The sequence below is a fragment of the Salinimicrobium sediminilitoris genome (genome assembly GCF_020866905.1).
GTDB classification, from domain to species: domain Bacteria; phylum Bacteroidota; class Bacteroidia; order Flavobacteriales; family Flavobacteriaceae; genus Salinimicrobium; species Salinimicrobium sediminilitoris.
The window spans coordinates 40,384-58,894 of sequence record NZ_JAIVCC010000016.1; the positions used below are offsets into that span (position 1 = coordinate 40,384).

The 18,511-nt window shown below is 40.8% G+C and carries 20 protein-coding genes; 11 read left to right on the plus strand and 9 right to left on the minus strand.

Annotation, left to right across the window (positions count from 1 at the left end):
• Positions 1-26 precede the first annotated feature (26 nt).
• The 7 genes from trmB (at position 27) to LA313_RS13845 (ending at position 4,644) form a co-directional block, all read left to right on the plus strand.
• Positions 27-701 (plus strand): tRNA (guanosine(46)-N7)-methyltransferase TrmB, encoded by a 675-nt coding sequence (gene trmB, locus LA313_RS13815; RefSeq protein WP_228915991.1) that lies wholly within the window; start codon positions 27-29, stop codon positions 699-701.
• Positions 702-707: 6 nt separating this feature from the next.
• Positions 708-1,331 (plus strand): LysE family translocator, encoded by a 624-nt coding sequence (locus tag LA313_RS13820; RefSeq protein WP_228915999.1) that lies wholly within the window; start codon positions 708-710, stop codon positions 1,329-1,331.
• Positions 1,331-1,657 carry an MGMT family protein gene (locus tag LA313_RS13825; protein WP_228916000.1) on the plus strand — a complete coding sequence of 109 codons (327 nt, stop codon included), beginning with the start codon at positions 1,331-1,333 and terminating at the stop codon, positions 1,655-1,657. Before LA313_RS13820 ends, LA313_RS13825 begins: the two co-directional genes overlap by 1 nt.
• Before the next feature lie 124 nt (positions 1,658-1,781).
• Positions 1,782-2,909, plus strand: coding sequence for an Mrp/NBP35 family ATP-binding protein (locus LA313_RS13830; protein WP_228916002.1), 1,128 nt, complete (start codon positions 1,782-1,784; stop codon positions 2,907-2,909).
• Positions 2,910-2,911: 2 nt separating this feature from the next.
• Positions 2,912-3,157: a NifU family protein gene (locus LA313_RS13835; protein WP_228916004.1), complete on the plus strand. Its 246-nt coding sequence runs from the start codon at positions 2,912-2,914 to the stop codon at positions 3,155-3,157.
• A 29-nt stretch (positions 3,158-3,186) separates the two neighbouring features.
• Positions 3,187-4,248, plus strand: coding sequence for an NAD(P)/FAD-dependent oxidoreductase (locus LA313_RS13840; protein ID WP_228916006.1), 1,062 nt, complete (start codon positions 3,187-3,189; stop codon positions 4,246-4,248).
• Between the two features lie 57 nt (positions 4,249-4,305).
• Positions 4,306-4,644: a 2Fe-2S iron-sulfur cluster-binding protein gene (locus tag LA313_RS13845; RefSeq protein ID WP_228916008.1), complete on the plus strand. Its 339-nt coding sequence runs from the start codon at positions 4,306-4,308 to the stop codon at positions 4,642-4,644.
• A gap of 227 nt (positions 4,645-4,871) precedes the next feature.
• On the opposite strand, the gene LA313_RS13850 is transcribed toward LA313_RS13845, so the two are convergent.
• Positions 4,872-6,050, minus strand: coding sequence for an acyl-CoA dehydrogenase family protein (locus tag LA313_RS13850; protein ID WP_228916010.1), 1,179 nt, complete (start codon positions 6,048-6,050; stop codon positions 4,872-4,874).
• Between the two features lie 141 nt (positions 6,051-6,191).
• Between LA313_RS13850 and LA313_RS13855 the strand changes: the two genes are divergently transcribed.
• Positions 6,192-7,022 carry a tetratricopeptide repeat protein gene (locus LA313_RS13855; RefSeq protein ID WP_228916012.1) on the plus strand — a complete coding sequence of 277 codons (831 nt, stop codon included), beginning with the start codon at positions 6,192-6,194 and terminating at the stop codon, positions 7,020-7,022.
• 52 nt (positions 7,023-7,074) lie between these two features.
• Here the strand turns inward: LA313_RS13855 and LA313_RS13860 are convergent, their stop codons facing one another.
• From LA313_RS13860 to LA313_RS13890, 7 genes are all read right to left on the minus strand, one after another.
• On the minus strand, positions 7,075-7,845 hold the full coding sequence (locus LA313_RS13860) for a tetratricopeptide repeat protein (RefSeq protein ID WP_228916014.1): 771 nt from the start codon (positions 7,843-7,845) through the stop codon (positions 7,075-7,077).
• 104 nt (positions 7,846-7,949) lie between these two features.
• Entirely contained in the window at positions 7,950-9,080 is a 1,131-nt protein-coding gene (locus LA313_RS13865; protein WP_228916016.1) for a hypothetical protein, read from the minus strand.
• A 341-nt stretch (positions 9,081-9,421) separates the two neighbouring features.
• Positions 9,422-9,667: a hypothetical protein gene (locus tag LA313_RS13870; RefSeq protein ID WP_228916017.1), complete on the minus strand. Its 246-nt coding sequence runs from the start codon at positions 9,665-9,667 to the stop codon at positions 9,422-9,424.
• Positions 9,668-9,808: 141 nt separating this feature from the next.
• The gene (locus LA313_RS13875) at positions 9,809-10,474 is read right to left on the minus strand and encodes a tRNA1(Val) (adenine(37)-N6)-methyltransferase (protein ID WP_228916018.1); all 666 of its coding nucleotides are present in this window, start codon (positions 10,472-10,474) and stop codon (positions 9,809-9,811) included.
• 163 nt (positions 10,475-10,637) lie between these two features.
• Positions 10,638-10,817, minus strand: a complete 180-nt coding sequence (locus LA313_RS13880) for a four helix bundle protein (RefSeq protein ID WP_255702533.1) — start codon at positions 10,815-10,817, stop codon at positions 10,638-10,640.
• A gap of 321 nt (positions 10,818-11,138) precedes the next feature.
• The gene (rimM, locus tag LA313_RS13885; RefSeq protein WP_228916020.1) at positions 11,139-11,663 is read right to left on the minus strand and encodes a ribosome maturation factor RimM; all 525 of its coding nucleotides are present in this window, start codon (positions 11,661-11,663) and stop codon (positions 11,139-11,141) included.
• Positions 11,664-11,682: 19 nt separating this feature from the next.
• The gene (locus LA313_RS13890) at positions 11,683-12,252 is read right to left on the minus strand and encodes a 30S ribosomal protein S16 (protein ID WP_228916021.1); all 570 of its coding nucleotides are present in this window, start codon (positions 12,250-12,252) and stop codon (positions 11,683-11,685) included.
• Between the two features lie 233 nt (positions 12,253-12,485).
• On the opposite strand from LA313_RS13890, the gene LA313_RS13895 reads away from it, so the two are divergent.
• Together LA313_RS13895 and dnaE are read left to right on the plus strand one after the other, a co-directional pair.
• Positions 12,486-12,935 (plus strand): ferritin-like domain-containing protein, encoded by a 450-nt coding sequence (locus LA313_RS13895; RefSeq protein WP_228916022.1) that lies wholly within the window; start codon positions 12,486-12,488, stop codon positions 12,933-12,935.
• Positions 12,936-13,148: 213 nt separating this feature from the next.
• Positions 13,149-17,528 (plus strand): DNA polymerase III subunit alpha, encoded by a 4,380-nt coding sequence (gene dnaE / locus LA313_RS13900; RefSeq protein ID WP_228916023.1) that lies wholly within the window; start codon positions 13,149-13,151, stop codon positions 17,526-17,528.
• A gap of 113 nt (positions 17,529-17,641) precedes the next feature.
• On the opposite strand, the gene LA313_RS13905 is transcribed toward dnaE, so the two are convergent.
• The gene (locus LA313_RS13905; RefSeq protein ID WP_228916024.1) at positions 17,642-17,785 is read right to left on the minus strand and encodes a hypothetical protein; all 144 of its coding nucleotides are present in this window, start codon (positions 17,783-17,785) and stop codon (positions 17,642-17,644) included.
• Between the two features lie 307 nt (positions 17,786-18,092).
• Here LA313_RS13905 and trxA point away from each other — a divergent pair, with 307 nt between their 5' ends.
• Positions 18,093-18,425, plus strand: coding sequence for a thioredoxin (gene trxA, locus LA313_RS13910; protein ID WP_333473566.1), 333 nt, complete (start codon positions 18,093-18,095; stop codon positions 18,423-18,425).
• The last annotated feature ends 86 nt before the right edge of the window (positions 18,426-18,511 follow it).

Sequence of the window (18,511 nt, forward strand, 5' to 3'; positions counted from 1 at the left end):
TTTTTACCAAAATATTAAATTTTCTAGTGGGAAGTAAGAATAAATTAAAGAGGTTTAGAGAAAATGAAACTTTTTCCAATGTAGTTCAGCCTACAAGAGAGGAAGTTTTAGAAGGGAATTTTGAGTACAGGAACAAATGGGGCAGTGAGCTTTTTGGAAATGACAAACCCATTGTTCTGGAATTGGGTTGTGGTAAAGGAGAATACAGCGTTGCACTGGCCCAGGCATACCCCGAAAAAAACTTTATTGGGATAGATATTAAAGGTGCCAGATTCTGGAGAGGAGCTAAAACAGCTCTGGAAGAAGGACTGCAAAATGTGGCATTTTTGAGGACCCAGATAGAGCTGGTGGACCTGTTGTTTGGTGAAAATGAAATTGATGAAATCTGGATCACCTTCCCCGATCCACAGATCAAATATAAACGCACCAAGCACCGTATGACCAATTCAGAATTTCTTCAGAAGTACAAAAAGATCCTGAAGCCGGGTGGCCTTGTTAACCTCAAAACAGATAGTGAATTTATGCACGGTTATACGCTTGGGCTCCTTCATGGGGAAGGGCATGAAGTTGTACAGGCCAATCATAACGTGTACAAAAATGAATACTCTCCAAAAGAAGTTACCGGGATACAGACTTTTTATGAAAAACAGTATCTTGAGCAGGGAAAACCTATAACTTACATACAGTTTAGGATAAAATAGACACTCTTGGAGGAAACCCGAATTTTCCTTATTACCTATTTTGCAGCTTTGCTTGGGGTTGTTCCGCCGGGATTGGTGAATATGAGCGTAGCCAAAACCTGTCTTAAAAGGGGGAAAACCAATGGCATCTATATGGCATTGGGAGCATCTTTAATAGTTTTACTCCAAGCGGCTATTGCAATAATGCTCGCGCGTTATATTTTCGATAATACCTATATCAACAGTATGCTTTTACGCGCCGGATTTGTGATCTTCTTGATCATGATGTTCTATTTTCTGTTAATGGCGCAGCGAAAGAGAAGAGAGGTGGAAGTGACACCCACTTCGGGCAAAAAAAGTGTGTTTAAAGGTATAATGATAGGGGCTTTAAATATTTTCCCCATTCCTTTTTTTGTTGCTCTTGCTGCTGCCCTTAATGTCAATGGGGATATAGAATACCACCTGCTTAACAATACAGCATTTGTACTGGCGGCTTCCCTGGGGACTTTCACCACCCTGTATCTTTATGCTCTTTTCTTCGCTAAAATAGAGGCAGAGGGAACTTTTTTCGTCAAATATTCCAACTACTTTATGGCGGCCCTAATGCTGGTCCTGCTGGTGATTACATTAATAAGAATTTATGCGCAGTAATGAACCAGACTTCATTTTTTGAAAGAGTGTATGAAGTGGTAAGACAAATTCCTTTAGGAAAGGTTACCAGTTATGGGGCTATTGCAAATTATCTTGGAGCAACCGGCAGTTCAAGAATGGTAGGCTGGGCCATGAACAATGCTTCGAAAATGGAAGATATTCCTGCGCACAGGGTGGTAAACAGAAACGGACTACTCACAGGAAAACACCACTTTCCCGGCTCACGGGTGATGGAACAAATGCTAGAGGCCGAAGGTGTTGAGGTTAGGGATGATAAGATCATTGATTTTCAGCGACATTTCTGGGATCCGGCAAAAGAACTTTAGCCTATTTTCCTATCACTTTAATCGATCATCAAAATTGGGTAATAACTTCGTTATCTTAGCTTTTCGGCTTATATTTGCGTTTAGAATGAATCTATATAAGGTTCAGAACCATCAATAATACAGCATGAAACTTAATAGAAAAGATATACTGAAAGCTCTTGAAACCATTTCGGTTTCGGGGGAAGGAAAAAATATGGTTGAAAGTGGTGCCGTTCAGAACATCATGACCTTTGGAGATGAGGTAGTTGTGGATCTCTTGCTTACTACGCCTGCCCTGCATATTAAAAAGCGGGCCGAGGTTGATGTAATGAAAGCGATCCATGAGCATGTTTACCAAAAAGCCAAGGTAAAAGTAAATATAAAAGTTCAGGCGCCCGAGAAGACCGAAATTAAAGGGAAAGCCATTCCGGGGATCAAGAATATTATTGCTGTTGCTTCAGGGAAAGGTGGAGTAGGGAAATCTACAGTAACTGCCAATCTTGCTGTTAATCTGGCAAAAATGGGATTTAAGGTGGGTCTTCTGGATTCAGATATTTACGGGCCATCCATGCCTATGATGTTTGATGTACAGACAGAAAAACCGCTTTCGGTCAACATAGATGGGAAATCAAAAATGAAACCCATAGAAAATCATGGTGTAAAATTGCTTTCCATCGGGTTTTTCACTCAGCCAAATCAGGCGGTAATATGGAGAGGGCCAATGGCGGCAAAAGCTTTGAACCAGATGATCTTTGATGCAGCATGGGGAGAATTGGATTTCCTTTTAGTGGATCTGCCTCCGGGAACAGGGGATATCCACCTGTCTATCATGCAGTCACTTCCTTTAACCGGGGCTGTGGTTGTGAGTACGCCTCAAAATGTAGCTCTTGCAGATGCACGTAAAGGTGTGGCAATGTTTCAGCAGGAATCAATTGATGTTCCTGTATTAGGTATCATCGAGAATATGGCTTATTTTACTCCTGAAGAATTGCCAGATAACAAATATTACATTTTTGGCAAGGAAGGAGCTAAAATGCTTGCTGAAGATCTTAATGTGCCTTTCCTGGGACAGATCCCGTTGGTGCAAAGCATAAGAGAAGCCGGAGACATTGGTCATCCAGCAGCTTTACAGGAGAACACTCCATTTTCAAAGGCTTTTGAAATTCTTACTCAAAATGTAGTACAGGAGACGGTAAAACGTAATAATAGTTTACCTCCTACCGAAGCAATTAAAATCACCACTATGGCTGGCTGTAGTGCAGTTAATAAATAGTCATGACAAGCGAAGAAGTTAGGTTGAATGTAGAAAGGGCTCTTGAAGAAATAAGGCCATTTCTTAGAAACGACGGGGGAGATATTTCCCTCATTAGTATTGAAGATGATGACCGGCTGGTAAAGGTACAGCTGCAGGGCGCCTGTGTGGGTTGTAGCGTAAATACAATGACATTGAAGTCGGGAGTTGAGATGACTATAAAGAGGTATGTACCTCAAATTGAAAAAGTGCTGAATATCGAAAAATAGAGATGGGGCACTCCACAAAAGAAGACGTAATGATTAAAACAGATATGTTGATCATCGGCGCAGGGCCTACGGGCCTTTTTGCCGTATTTGAAGCAGGATTATTAAAACTGAAATGTCACCTTATTGATGCTTTGCCACAAGCAGGAGGGCAGTGTTCAGAGATCTATCCAAAGAAGCCTATTTATGATATTCCGGCCTTTCCCGAGATTCTTGCAGGCGACCTGGTAGATAACCTTATGGAGCAAATAAGACCTTTTGAACCCGGATTTACCTTGGGGGAAAGGGCAGAGACCATTGAGAAGCTGGATGATGGTTCTTTCATTGTTACTACGAGTGAAGGCACAAAACATCAGGCGCCTGTGGTGGTAATAGCCGGTGGACTGGGTAGTTTTGAACCTCGTAAACCGCCTATTCCAAATATTACCAAGTACGAGAACAATGGCGTTGCCTACATGATCAAAGAACCTGAAGATTACCGGGACAAGCGGGTAGTTATTGCCGGCGGGGGAGATTCGGCTCTTGACTGGGCTATTTATCTTTCTGAAGTTGCTTCGGAAGTTTCGCTGGTCCATAGGAGAAATGAGTTTCGCGGCGCACTGGATTCCGTAGAAAAGGTTTCTGAGCTTTCTAAAATAGGAAAGATCAACCTTATTACGGAAGCGGAAGTGGTTGGTCTTAAGGGTTCTGAAGCTCTCGAATCGGTTGTGATTAGGCACAAGGGAGATGCTTCCGGAGAAGAAATAAAAGAGACAGATTATTTTATTCCTTTGTTTGGACTTTCACCAAAATTGGGACCTATTGCGAACTGGGGTCTTGAGATCGAAAAAAATGCGATCAAGGTGGACAACAGCTATGATTACCAAACCAATATACCGGGGATATATGCTATTGGGGATGTTAACACCTATCCCGGTAAACTGAAACTTATTCTTTGCGGTTTCCACGAAGCGGCTATTATGTGCCAAAGTGCATATCAGCGAATATTTCCCGATAAGAAGTATGTGATGAAATATACTACCGTGAGCGGGGTCAATGGCTTTGACGGCAGCAAGAAGGAAGCGAAGAGAGAAGTAGTAAAGAGTATTAATTGAAAACCAGACCTCACAGCCCCGATAGCTAACGGGACTGGGAGGTCTTTCTGTTTATATATGTCAGATATAAAGATCACCATAATCGACCGCGAAGGAGAGGCGCATCTTGTGGATGCCCCTACAGATATGAATATGAACCTTATGGAGGTTATACGTTCTCACGAACTTGCACCCGAAGGTACGATTGGCATCTGCGGCGGTATGGCCATGTGCGCCTCCTGCCAGTGCTATATGCTGAACAAAGATCACCTGCTTCCCGAAAAATCTTATGAAGAAGAAGATATGCTCGACCAGGCATTTTTTGTTCAGGAAAACAGCCGACTTAGTTGCCAGATCCATATAGAAAAGGAGCTGGAAGGGCTGGAGGTGAAAATCGCACCGTTTAATGCCGATTAAGCTATTGTCATAAAAGGGTTCAGTTTTTGCCCTTTTTGAAAGGCAGAAAAAATTTAAGCAGCATGATCTTTAACGTAATAGTTTTTTATTCCAGTAAATCGAAGGATTATCTTCAGCTTGAGGGAGTGATCTCAAAAAAGCAGGTGGAACTGAAGGCAGAATGCTGTGAAAAATATAAAAAGGGCAAACGTTGTAAACGCTGCCCTTGTTTTGATCTGCTTTAAAGTTTACTGGAATGCCTGTATTCCTGTAATATCAAGTCCTGTGATTAAGAGGTGAATGTCATGCGTGCCTTCATAGGTGATCACACTTTCCAAATTCATAGAGTGACGCATAATGCTGTATTCACCTGTGATTCCCATTCCCCCAAGAATTTGTCTGGCTTCCCTGGCAATATTTATTGCCATGGCGACATTATTCCTTTTAGCCATCGAAATTTGTGCTGAGGTGGCAGTACCTTCATTTCTCATGACCCCTAGTCTCCAGGCGAGCAACTGAGCTTTAGTGATCTCGGTGATCATTTCGGCAAGCTTCTTTTGCTGTAACTGAAAGCTTGCAATAGGTTTTCCAAACTGCTCCCGTTCTTTAGCATAACGTAATGCGGTGTCATAGCAGTCCATTGCAGCGCCAATCGCACCCCAGGCAATGCCATAGCGGGCAGAGTCAAGGCAGCCAAGAGGAGCTCCCAATCCGCTTTTTTCGGGCATTAAATTTTCCTTTGGAACTTTTACGTCATTAAATACAAGTTCCCCCGTAGCACTTGCGCGCAGGGACCATTTGTTATGAGTTTCGGGAGTTGTGAAACCTTCCATGCCACGTTCCACAATGAGTCCGTGAATACGTCCTTCTTCATTCTTTGCCCAAACAATGGCAATATCGGCAAAAGGTGCATTGGAGATCCACATTTTTGCCCCGTTGAGAAGATAATGATCTCCTTTGTCTTTAAAGTTAGTGGTCATTCCGCCGGGATTCGAACCATGATCTGGTTCGGTAAGGCCAAAACATCCAATCATTTCCCCTGAAGCAAGCTTTGGGAGATATTTTTTCTTCTGTTCCTCTGTTCCATATTTAAAGATAGGATACATCACCAGCGAAGACTGCACAGAAGCAGTTGAGCGTACACCACTATCTCCGCGTTCGATCTCCTGCATAATGAGTCCGTAGGAGATCTGGTCGAGACCTGCACCCCCGTATTCTTCAGGAATGTATGGGCCAAAAGCTCCTATCTCGGCCAGGCCGTTAATTAACTGCTTGGGAAATTCGGCTTTTTGAGCCGCTTCTTCTATAATTGGAGATACTTCCCGCTTGACCCATTCCCGGGCGGCGTCACGAACCATTTTATGTTCGTCGGAAAGTAATTCGTCGAGGTTATAATAATCGGGAGCCTGAAATTGGTCTGCTTTCATTGTAAGTTGTTTATAGTTTGTCTGGAAGAGTAAATTTAAGCAAACAGAAATTAGGAGCAAGGTAGAATTACAGCAGAATTCCTAAAACAGCAGCTTCCGAAGTTAATTCTCTATATTGTCCGACTATATCACACCATTTTGATGAAGAAAATATATTTATTGTTGCTCATTGTCTTTGCTGCAGGATGTAATAAGTCTAAAGAAAAAGAACTGGCTGTTGCCGATCCTGTTTCAAATCTTTCAGAAGAAAGAAAAGCACAACAGCAGGAAATAATTGATGAATATTTGTACAACTGCGCAAACAAGAAATTTCTATATTCCAGGGAAAGACAGGAATGTCTTGATGTGGGGCTGGCAAAAGATCCTACAATAGCCTACCTGTGGCAGCAAAAAGCCATGCCGCTTTTCAAGCAAGGCAAGTATGAAATAGGAATGGAGTACATAGATAAAGCCGTTGAGATCGATCCCGAACGCTGGCAGCCTTATAGAGCTTTTATAAAAGTAATTTTTGCCAAAACATACAGGGCTGGAATTGCCGACTTCAAAGATCTGTTGGAGAAGTATGGGAATGCCTATGTTATGGACCACACCTATAAATTCCATATAGGACTTTCGTATTTACAGCTGAATGAATTTGAAAAAGCAGAAGCTATTTTTGCTGAAGATCTCAGCGAACAAAGAGAGCAGTGGGGAGAGGATGGAGAGCATCATCTTGATCTATTCTACTACGGGATTTCCAAATATGAGCTGGGAAAATGTGAAGAAGCCATTGAGATTTTCAATAAGGCTCTAAAGATCTATCCAAATTTTGCAGAAGTGCAATATTATAAAGCAATTTGCCTTTATAAACTCGAAAAACCCGAAGAAGCCATGGAATTAATGGAATCTGCTCAAGCTAATGGCAAGGCGGGAAACACCATTAACGAGGATAATGTGATCTATGAAAGATATCCTTACCAGGTGAGGTGGTGATAGCCCTTTAACAGTGACGAATTCTTTGATTCAGAATTTTTTATGCGAACTTTTAATTCTTAAAATCTGCCTTGGGGAATGAATTTAATTTCTGAAGATCCTCCTCAATCTGGTATTCAAACACTTCATCAAAAGCTTCATAGTAAGGTTCTCCCATTTTATTTCCTTCCGCCAGAAGTTGTGATGCTTTAATCAGATATTCCTGTGCTTTTTCAATCTCTCCTGTTTTAGAATAAATTTTGCCCAGCTGAAAATATGCTTCAGTAAATTGAGGATTCGCAGCTAGTTGAGAATTGTAAATTTTAATGGCCTTTTGATGTTCTCCCAATTCAGAATAAGATCGGGCCCTATAAAAATTAGCGTGTAGGTTATCTATGGGATCCCAACCTTTTTCCTTTTCCACTTCCAAAACTTCTTCAAAAGTTTCGATGGCTTCTCTATAACGGCCTAGCTTGTAAAGCGCCTGGCCTTTCAGGTTTGCGCAGGGTTCTCCATGGCATACTGTATAGTCATTCCTCGGTTCCATTTCATTAATGAGATCCACATCTTTAATGGTGCCCCCATAATCCCGGTAGAAGAACAGCAGCGACCAGGCGCGGTATTGAAGCGCGAAAGTTTTGTTTTTCTCAATATCCCTTTCCACCGCCTCATTCAGGATCCTCATAGCCTCAATGTGTTCGCCTCTTTTTTTGTATAAATAGGAAAGTCTTTGCCGGTATTCTACATGATCGGGTTTTATTAGAAGGGCTGTGTCTTTATACCTTCGGTGCATTTCTGTGGGTTGGTATAAAAACATTGAAATTTCATGGTAATAAGTTGCCATGGAGTCTCTTTCCGTCTCCGTCAAATGAGCGTATTTATCCGGAACAGCAGGATCAGATTTACACCCAATCAGTAGAATAATCAGGAGAAACGGGAATAATGTTTTTAAGGACATAGGTCTGTAATTTTGCCATTTCTGATCCTAAACATCAAAAATGAGTGAATATCTCTATAAAATTTTCCAGATTTAATTTCCGGCCAGTCCTTTAGATCCATAACTTCAGAAATAATATGCTTTACAAGGACCGGATCAAAAGATGTGGACTGGAACTCCCGGTCCATTTGTTTTAATCCCAAATGTCCCATTTCCCCCTTGCAATTAATTGTGAAATGTACAGTGATGTATCCGTCTCCCGAAGCTTTAGGAGCGTTTTTACTTATTTTCTGAATAAGATACTCATTGCCTTTATTGAAGGTTAAATTGTCATGATAATATTCTCCGGGTTGACCTTCCATACACCTCTCAAAAGTGTTGAAATTTGAAGGATCTTTGATTGCTTCGGAATTTTCAAACTGCTCAATATATTCTTCATTATTTCTGAAGCTTCTTAAAGAAAAAGAATTCTCATCAATTTCCGTAACCAGATATAAATTCACAGAATTAGGCTTATCCTGACCTTCCGAAAGAAAAACTTTCCCTTTTCTTTCAAAAATGTCATATTTGGATAGTTCTCTTTCTGCATAGACAAACTCATTTTGATAAAAATAATTAAAAGTGGTTGTAAGGCTGTCTTCTGAAAATGCTAAAGTCTTTTCAATCTTTAGATCCCTGTTTGGAGTTGCAAAGTGAGCTGAATTTACTTCGGTTTGATAGGTGATATTCTGAAACTGTTCAGATAAAGAGGAAAAGTCGGTATCATCAGTAGGTGCTGCTTTGACAAATTGTGCAGCATACATTGGATGCTCATAATGGAAATTCAAACTGTCCATTTGGTCCAAAAGCCAAAGGCTACGGCCATTGTTCATCACCAGAAACCGGTGATCCTGCATTTTTATAGTGTCCCTGTCCTGATATTCTTGAAAAGACGCACTTGAACTGTCTATAATGTTATTCTCATGATCAATGAGGCGCAGGTTTGTTTTTGTTTTTTCTAATAGAAATGGGAAAGGGATATTGTGATCTATTACTCTAATGGTTCCCACCCAAAGATTATCATCAACTTCAGGTTCATTTTTACACGACGTAAAAAAAGAAAAGAGTAAAAGAAGAGGGAACAATAAATTTCTGCCAAGCATGGAGTTTATTTAATTCCCGGCAAAATAGTAGAAAATAATGGTTCTTAGGGTTTAAAAAAGCCATCATGAAAAATTTTCCAATTAAAAATTTTGTCTTTGATTAAGGATTCTTAAAATTAACACCGTCTGATCTTCAATGATATAATGAATGGAATAATTGAAATCACTAAAAAAAAATTACCCGCACATCTTTATATTTCTTTTGAAAGGAAAATGGGGTCGTCTCAAGAAATTCTAGTTGCTTTAGAAAATCTGCTCTAAAACTTTTTTCCAGATCTTTGGAACGGAAGTAACAATCTGCAAATTCCAGTTCGACTTCAGCTTCTTTGGAAATCAGGATTTTATAACCCATACCGTTTCCTAATCTCAGAGATTGATGTAAATTGGACATCCCCTTCTGAAACTCTTTCCAGCATTTCATCCATCATGCGTCGATATTCGGGAGAAGGAGTGGCCAGTTTTTGAGCTTCTTTCTTTAGCGTGGATTCCAGAAGATTCTTTAATGACCGGTTCTGGTTTTTTGCTTCGGTGTCTAATATTTCTAAAGTCTCCTTATCCAGATCTATTAATTTTCTAACCTTTTCCATTGCTATATATTTTATATATACAAAAATATGGAACTTCGTTTGAAATCAGGCAATAGACTTCACAGGTTTTAAAAACCTGTGAGGTCCGGAAATAAGTGTTTCAACCCTTTCAGGGTTTGGAAGCCTGAAAGGGTTCTAAAATTACATCTTCAAATAATAATCCTTCACGAGCTCAATATACTCCGGAGTATATTGGTGTCGGGTGGTTTCAATAATTAGCTCATCCCGGGTAGGCTGCGTTTCCAAAAATGACATTTCCAGCAGAGATCTTTTTACTTCAGAATTGGGAGTTCCCTTAACACGCGCGATCCTCTGTGGAAAGAGTCCGTGATCTCCGGCCAGGTAAAGAAATTTTTCTTCTTCTGCATAAGGAATAATAACACTGAATTTTCCCTTTTTTGAGAGGAGAAGGGAAACACCTTCTATAAGTTCCTCAAACGGAAGTGCCTCTGCAAATCGCGCCTGATCCCTTTTCGCATCTCCCGAAGAATAATCTGCCGAATAGAATGGCGGATTGGAAACAATGAGCTCATATTTTTCCTCATCCTGCATCTCTTCAACAAATTCGTCAAAGGCTGCGTGATAGCAAAAGAGCCTGTCGCCCCAGTCGCTATTTTCAAAGTTCTCTACCGCCTGCTCGTAGGCGTCTTCATCGATTTCAAGTGCGTCTATAAGTTCGGCTGCGCTTCTTTGGGCAAGCATCAAGGCAATTACACCTGTGCCGGTGCCAATGTCAAGGATTGAAAATGGTTGGTGTTCAAGAGAAGTCCAGGCGCCAAGTAGCACTCCGTCTGTACCGATTTTCATAGCACATTTGTCTTGTTCTATACTAAATTGCTTAAACCGGAAGCTTTCCATTGCTGATTATTAATTGGTGACGCAAGATAAGCACCAAATTCCAAGCACCAAATACCAATTTTTAAATTCAAGCATCAAATTACAAGCATCCAATTCCAATATAAAACGAACTCTAGAATTTTTTAATAATGGCAGACAGGATTTTGCGCAATTCTTCTGCTTCTTTCAGAAGCTTGTCTATTTCAATCTCGAGATTGGGATTAGACGACTTTAGAAGCTTTATCCAATAAGCTGATTCTTTTGCTTCTTTTCGAGCTATTTTTAGCCGTGAATAAAAATCTTTGTCTCCCAGTTTTTCGTTTGTTTAGATATAATTTGCACCCACGGATCCCGAGGATCTAATCAGCTGTTTTCCATCTTCAATATTCGTAATAGTTTTTGGTAGTTTAGAAATTAGAATCCTGCAATCTTTTGCAAATTCAAACGTCCTTTCCTCGAGATTGTAAGGCTTCATTTTATCAGTCATAGTACTAAAGATAAAGTAAATTCTTCTTCAGGAATATGAAATTTTTATTGTTGAAAATGATTCACTTTGGAATTTTGTGCCTGGGGCTCAAAATTTTAACACCCTTTGGAATTTGGAATTTGTAGCTTGGAATTTGGTGCCTGGAATTTAAAGATAAAGATCGATAAGTCCTTCCGGCGTTTTTACATGAATGACTTTGTTCTTCTTATCTACTTTTTGGAGAAAATAGTCATTCATGGGGATAAGCACCTGTTTTCCGTCTTTTTCGATCTCGAAAAGGGCCTGGGTGGTGGTGTCGTTAACTCCGGTGAGCGTGCCAACAGTGCCGTAATTTTCATCTTCCACTGTATAACCAATGATCTCGTGGAAGTAGAATTGATCTTCTCCCAACTCCGGTAAGAGATTGAGAGGTAAATAAAGGTCGCATTTCATGAGGTCATCGGCGTCCTCTTCGGTATCGACTTCCTCAAATTTTACCCTTAACAAATTGCTCTTTTGAAGTGAGCTTCTTTCAATAAAAAATGGAACCAGATTATTGTCATATTCGACAAAAACTGATTCCATTTCTAAATAACTGTCGGGTTCATCGGTATCGAGTTTGATCAATACCTCTCCCTTAAAACTGAATTTACTAACGATCCTGCCAAGATAGAAACACTCTTCTTTTGTCATTGTTCGTTAGAATGAAAATTTAAGAACCTGATTGGTCTTGTTTTTCTTCAGTTTTAGCTTCTTCTGCAGTAGCGTCATCCACTTCATTTGCAGCAGCAGCTTCCTGGTCTTCGGTAGTTTCCTCAACTTCAGGTTGTGCAGCGGCAGCAGCTTCAGCTTCGCGTTTTGCATTAACTTCTTTTTCAGCTTCAAGAGCCTTCGCCTTAGCAGCTTCCTGCTCTTTTGTTAGGTTCTCTTTTTTAGCTTCTACTTTACCTTCTTTTTCCTCAACCCAAGCGTTGAATTTCTCCTCGGCTTGCTCCTCGGTTAAAGCGCCTTTTCTAACTCCACCTGCAAGGTGGTTCTTAAGTAAGACTCCTTTGTAAGAAAGGATAGCTCTTGCAGTATCTGTTGGTTGTGCTCCATTCTGTAGCCATTTTACAGAACTGTCAACATCCAATTCGATCGTTGCAGGATTAGTGTTTGGATTGTAAATCCCTAATTTTTCAAGAAACTTACCATCTCTTCTTGTCCGCGAGTCTGCGGCAATGATCCAGAAAAAAGGCTTTCCTTTTTTACCGTGTCTTTGTAATCTAATCTTTACAGGCATATAAATTAATTTGTGGGGTTCCCGACCCCGATTATTAATGAGGGGGCAAAGATACTATTATTTTTTATTGTAAATTAAGCAGTTAGTGAAAAATTATTTGCAATCTCCCGCTGTCAAATTCCCCAATTTTTTCCACTTCGTTAAGGAGTGCTAAAGCCTGTTAAACATTGGGTTAGATCCATTATCTGTCATATCTTTAAGAAGAAAAAAATAGCTAATCTAAAAATAAAAGTATGAACACGACAAAAGAGCAGGCAGCAAAACTCAATGAGTTGCTGGAGAAGAATTATGATTCTGAAATTGGTTTTAAGAAAGCTGCCGAAGATGTGAGGAACGATAAGCTGAAGCAATTTTTTGAAGTTAAGGCAAAAGAGCGTTATGATTTTGGGCATGAGTTAAAAACTGAAATCAGGAACCTAGGGGAATCTCCCGACAAGGGAGCCAGTGTAAAGGGAAAAGCGCATCATATTTGGATGGACCTTAAATCGGCATTAAGTTCAGATAAGGAAGAAGAGATTTTAGAGGAAGTTGTTCGGGGAGAGAAGATAGCTGTAGAAGACTACAACAAAATTATTAAAGACGATGGGTTTCCACCTTCGACTGCCAACCTTCTTATCAAACAGCGAAATGCAATTGAACGCACCTTTAAACAGGTAAAGGACCTGGAGGAGGCTTTTGATTAGCCAAAAAATGGAATATATACAAGAACCCGGGCAAATCGTCCGGGTTTTTTTATGCTCTAAAATGTCATTTTTGAGGTTTCCTTTCGTTAATAATTCCTGAAAACTTTCCCGGCATGTACATTAAATTATACTTATTTTTACCTCTTTAAAATTGCTTCAAAATTACTGCTTTGTTCTGATAATCAGAGATAAAGCTTCAAAAAATACTATTTTATGTACCTTATTTTTGATACTGAAACGACCGGTCTCCCCAAGCGCTGGGATGCTCCCCTCACAGATAGCGATAACTGGCCCCGCTGTATACAAATAGCCTGGCAGTTGCATGATGAGATGGGGCAGGTGGTAGAGCATCAGGATTACCTGGTGAAACCGGAAGGTTTCAATATTCCCTATGATGCCGAAAAGGTACACGGTATCTCTACCGATCTCGCTCTTGAGGAAGGAATTTCCCTTAAGGAGATGCTGGAGAAATTCAATGTGGCCCTTTCCCGCTCAAAATTTGTGGTGGGCCAAAATGTAGGGTTTGACCTGAATATTATGGGGGCCGAGTTCCATCGGCTTCAAATGGAGAATAAATTACTGGAGCTTCCAGTGCTCGATACCTGTACCGAAGTTACTGCACAGCTTTGCTGTATTCCCGGTGGTAGGGGAGGAAAATTCAAGCTTCCCACTCTTACCGAGCTGCACGAATTCCTTTTTAATGAACCTTTTGCTGAAGCGCACAATGCAACGGCCGATGTGGAGGCGACTACCCGTTGTTTCCTCGAACTTATAAGGAAAAGAGTCTTTACTTCTGAAGAGCTGGATGTTAAACCAGATTATTTTGAAAATTTTTCAGAAGCGCATCCGCAGTCAATTCAGCTTATTGGGCTGAAGCATATCAATTTGAAGAAGGCTTCCGAAGAGATCAGGAAAAGACTTCAGAAGAAAGAGGATAAAGGGATTTCTTCAGAAGAAATTAAGGAGAACCTTGAAAAGCTTGATGAAGTTGCCTTTTCGCACCTGCACAACCACAGCCAGTTTTCCATTTTGCAATCCACAATAAGTATAAAAGATCTTGTTGATGCCGCTGCAAAAAAAGGTATGCCCGCTGTTGCATTAACAGATCATGCGAATATGATGGGTGCTTTTCACTTTGTTAAGGAAGTTGGCGCTTATAATAAAGGTGTAAAAGCCAAAAATACTGCTGCAGCTGAAAATAATGAGCCTGCAACGGCCAAAGAATTAAAGGCAATTGTTGGGTGTGAGTTTTTTGTTTGCGAGAACCGAAAAGATAAGAGCCGAAAGGATAATGGTTACCAGGTAGTTTTTCTTGCGAAGAACAAAAAGGGATATCATAACCTGGCCAAAATGTCTTCCATGGCCTATACCGAGGGTTTTTATTACGTTCCCAGGATTGACAGGGAAGTTGTAATGAAATACAGGGAAGACATTATTGTGTTAACCGGAAACCTTTATGGGGAAGTTCCCGGCAAGATCCTTAACGTAGGGGAGAACCAGGCCGAGGAAGCTCTTTTGTGGTGGAAAGAACAATTTGGCGAAGATCTTTATGTGGAGCTAATGCGTCACAACCAGGAGGATGAAGACAGGGTGAATCCTGTCCTGGTGGAACTGGCGAAAAAACACGACGTAAAACTCGTGGCTTCAAATAATACCTATTATTGCGAGCAGAAGGATGCAAATGCGCATGATATTTTACTTTGTGTAAAAGACGGGGAAAAACAGGCCACCCCAATAGGCCGAGGCCGGGGATATCGTTACGGGTTGCCTAACAATGAATACTATTTCAAGAGCGGTGACGAAATGAAGGCCCTTTTTAAGGATCTTCCCGAGGCTATATCGAATGTACAGGAAGTTGTGGACAAGATCGAACCCTATGAGCTTGCACGGGATGTCTTGCTTCCTGCCTTTACCATTCCGGAAAAATTCATCGTCGCCGAAGATGCCGAAGATGGAGGAAAGAGAGGTGAGAACGCATATCTTAAGCATATAACTTTTGTTGGGGCCGAAAAGCGGTATGGAGAAATAACCCCATCAATAAGGGAGCGTCTTGATTTTGAGCTTTCGGTCATTGAGAATACCGGCTACCCGGGATACTTTCTAATCGTGGAAGACTTTATTAGGGAGGCGAGGAATATGGATGTTTCTGTTGGTCCTGGAAGGGGATCTGCGGCGGGTAGTGCCGTGGCTTATTGCCTCGGAATTACAAATATAGATCCTATCAAATATGATCTCCTTTTTGAGAGATTCCTGAATCCCGATCGTGTAAGTATGCCCGATATTGATATTGACTTTGATGATGAAGGCCGAAGCCGGGTGATGGACTACGTGATCAATAAATACGGAGCAAGCCAGGTGGCGCAGATCATTACTTATGGTACCATGGCAGCCAAATCTTCCATTAGAGATACGGCACGGGTCCTTGACCTGCCGCTAAATGAAGCCGATAGAATCTCGAAGCTTATCCCTAATACCAAACTTTCCAAGATCTTTGGAATGGATGAAAAGGCTTTAAAAAGCAACTTCCGAAGTGAGGACCTGGATAAGATCAACGAACTACTCAACATCGCGGAAGGGGATGATCTGGAAGCTCAAACTGTGAATCAGGCGAGAATCCTGGAAGGGTCAGTGAGAAATACCGGGATCCATGCCTGCGGGGTGATTATTACCCCAAGCGATATAACAAATTTTGTCCCTGTTGCCCTTGCCAAGGATTCAGATCTTTATGTGACCCAGTTTGATAACTCGGTTGTAGAAAGTGCCGGCCTTCTTAAAATGGACTTTTTGGGTCTCAAGACCCTTACCCTTATTAAGGATACCGTGAAAATCGTAAAGGGACGACATGACATTGATCTTGATCCAGATAGTTTTCCGCTCGATGATGAGAAAACCTATGAGTTGTTCCAGCGGGGAGAAACAGTAGGGATTTTCCAGTATGAATCCCCCGGAATGCAAAAGCACATGAAAGACCTGAAGCCAACGGTCTTTGATGATCTTATTGCCATGAACGCCCTTTACAGACCGGGCCCCATGGAGTACATTCCAAGCTTTATTGCCCGAAAACATGGGGATGAAGAGATCGTTTATGACCTTCCGGCCATGGAAGAGTATCTCAAAGAAACCTACGGAATTACAGTCTACCAGGAGCAGGTGATGCTACTTTCGCAAAAGCTTGCCAGTTTCACAAAAGGTGAAGCCGATGTACTGCGGAAGGCAATGGGGAAAAAGATATTTTCCCTGCTGGAAGAGTTGAAACCAAAATTTCTTGATGGCGGAGAGGCAAACGGACATCCACGAAACGTTCTTGAGAAAGTCTGGAAGGACTGGGAGGCTTTTGCATCCTATGCCTTTAACAAGTCGCACTCCACCTGTTACGCCTGGATTGCCTATCAAACGGCATACTTAAAGGCGCATTATCCTGCGGAATATATGGCGGCAGTGTTGTCGAACAACATGAACGATATCAAGCAGGTTACCTTCTTTATGGAAGAATGCAAGCGAATGAAGCTGAATGTTCTTGGCCCCGATGTGAATGAATCCTACTACAAGTTCTCTGTTAATAAAGAGAATGCAGTTCGTTTTGGAATGGGTGCCATTAAAGGAGTTGGTGCAGGAGCGGTAGCTACCATTGTTGAAAATAGAAAAAAGGGTGCTTACAGGTCAATTTTTGATATGGCTAAAAAGATCGACCTTAGAGCGGCCAATAAAAAAGCATTCGAAAATCTTGCTTTGGCCGGGGGTTTTGATGGTTTTGGAGATACCCACCGCGCCCAATACTTTCATGATGAGGGCGACGGGATCACCTTTTTGGAGAAAGTAGTAAAATATGCTGCAAAATTTCAGGAGAATGAGAACTCTTCTCAGGTAAGTCTTTTTGGGGACGCCAGTGAAGTACAAATACCCGAACCTGTAGTACCGCCTTGTGAGGAATGGGGAACTATGGAGAAGCTTAGAAGAGAGCGGGAAGTAGTGGGGATCTATCTCTCGGGACATCCACTGGATGACTTTAAGATTGAATTAAAAAGCTTCTGTAACGCTGTGCTTGCAGACTTCCAGGATCTGGAAGAAGCTTTGAACAAAGAGCTCACTTTTGGAGGTGTAATAAGTGACGTGCAACACCGCGTTAATAAGCAGGGACAGGGCTGGGCAACTTTCGTTGTGGAAGATTATTCTGATTCCTATGAGTTTAGGATGTTCAAGGAAGAATATTTAAAATACAGGCATTTCCTAGTTCCCAATTCCTTTATTCATGCCAAGATATTTATTCGGGAAGGTTATCCTAACAGGGAAACGGGCAGAAAAGGGGATCCAAGGCTACAATTCAACAACATTCAATTGTTGCATGACGTGATGGAGAACTATGCAAAGAAACTCACCATCCAACTTAACATTGATGAGTTGCAGGAGGATAAAATAGACAGCTTAAAAGACCTTTTTAGGAGCCATAGTGGAGAGAACAAGCTCAATTTTGTGGTTTATGAGATGAAAGACAGGATTAAGTTGCATATGCCCAGCAGGAAACAGAAAATCAGGATCTCCCAGGAGTTGCTTAATGCACTGGAAGAGCAGCAGGTGCTATACAAACTGAATTAAAATAAAAATCCCTCTCAAAAATGACATTTTTGAGAGGGATTTTTGTCTTTTATCCTCTTCTTCCGAAGTACAGGGATTAACTATAACATCACTGATTTTTCGGATGTTTGAGCTTACTTTGTTAATTCAAAATAAACCAGCACAAGTGCAAAAATGGCTGTAAAAAGAATAAATGAAAGGATAATTCCTATGACTGCTTTTTGAACCAACGAAAAACCCGCTGTTTGTTCTTTCCAGAGTTGAGTTAATACTGTCATGGCAATGTTTTTTAAGGGTAAAAGTGTTTGAATAAATATTGGTTTTGAGTTACTTACACTACTAAAGATAAGAAAATGGAGAAGATTAGATTTGTATATATTTAACAATTCGCTCAAGGTTTGATTATTGAGGTTGAAGTGGAAATCAGAGGATTAATATGTAGGTTATTTCCTACAAACAAATTTTTTGATAGGTATGTTTTTGAAACTTTATAGGAGGCGACAATAACCTTATAGTCAAATGTGATTTCCGTTGTGTAAGGATTCCTTATAATTTTGACTATTTTTGTGTATAAATTATAAACGAATAAAAACTACAGATATGGCTTTAGAAATAACTGACGCAACTTTTGAGGAACAAGTACTTAAAAGCGATAAACCGGTAATGGTTGATTTTTGGGCTGCATGGTGCGGACCATGTAGAATGGTAGGTCCTATTATTGATGATATTAGTAAAGAATACGAAGGTAAAGCAGTGGTTGGGAAACTAGATGTAGATGCCAACCAGGAATTTGCAGCCAAATATGGCGTGAGAAATATTCCTACAGTGCTTATCTTCAAAAATGGAGAAGTAGTAGGAAGACAGGTTGGAGTTGCGCCTAAAAACACATACGCAGAAGCATTGGATCAAGTATTGTAGTTTTTCCTCAAGTTCAGATAAATAAAGATCCGGAGTTTTACTCCGGATTTTTTTATGCCGATAATTCTGTATCTTGAAAATAAATT

Coding starts and splice junctions, on each gene's coding strand:
- LA313_RS13825 (WP_228916000.1), top strand. CDS start 1,331: ATGAACCAGACTTCATTTTTTGAAAGAGTGTATGAAGTGGTAAGACAA.
- LA313_RS13830 (WP_228916002.1), top strand. CDS start 1,782: ATGAAACTTAATAGAAAAGATATACTGAAAGCTCTTGAAACCATTTCG.
- LA313_RS13835 (WP_228916004.1), top strand. CDS start 2,912: ATGACAAGCGAAGAAGTTAGGTTGAATGTAGAAAGGGCTCTTGAAGAA.
- LA313_RS13840 (WP_228916006.1), top strand. CDS start 3,187: ATGATTAAAACAGATATGTTGATCATCGGCGCAGGGCCTACGGGCCTT.
- LA313_RS13845 (WP_228916008.1), top strand. CDS start 4,306: ATGTCAGATATAAAGATCACCATAATCGACCGCGAAGGAGAGGCGCAT.
- LA313_RS13850 (WP_228916010.1), bottom strand. CDS start 6,050: ATGAAAGCAGACCAATTTCAGGCTCCCGATTATTATAACCTCGACGAA.
- LA313_RS13855 (WP_228916012.1), top strand. CDS start 6,192: ATGAAGAAAATATATTTATTGTTGCTCATTGTCTTTGCTGCAGGATGT.
- LA313_RS13860 (WP_228916014.1), bottom strand. CDS start 7,845: ATGGCAACTTATTACCATGAAATTTCAATGTTTTTATACCAACCCACA.
- LA313_RS13865 (WP_228916016.1), bottom strand. CDS start 9,080: ATGCTTGGCAGAAATTTATTGTTCCCTCTTCTTTTACTCTTTTCTTTT.
- LA313_RS13870 (WP_228916017.1), bottom strand. CDS start 9,667: ATGGAAAAGGTTAGAAAATTAATAGATCTGGATAAGGAGACTTTAGAA.
- LA313_RS13875 (WP_228916018.1), bottom strand. CDS start 10,474: ATGAAAATCGGTACAGACGGAGTGCTACTTGGCGCCTGGACTTCTCTT.
- rimM (WP_228916020.1), bottom strand. CDS start 11,663: ATGACAAAAGAAGAGTGTTTCTATCTTGGCAGGATCGTTAGTAAATTC.
- LA313_RS13890 (WP_228916021.1), bottom strand. CDS start 12,252: ATGCCTGTAAAGATTAGATTACAAAGACACGGTAAAAAAGGAAAGCCT.
- LA313_RS13895 (WP_228916022.1), top strand. CDS start 12,486: ATGAACACGACAAAAGAGCAGGCAGCAAAACTCAATGAGTTGCTGGAG.
- dnaE (WP_228916023.1), top strand. CDS start 13,149: ATGTACCTTATTTTTGATACTGAAACGACCGGTCTCCCCAAGCGCTGG.
- LA313_RS13905 (WP_228916024.1), bottom strand. CDS start 17,785: ATGACAGTATTAACTCAACTCTGGAAAGAACAAACAGCGGGTTTTTCG.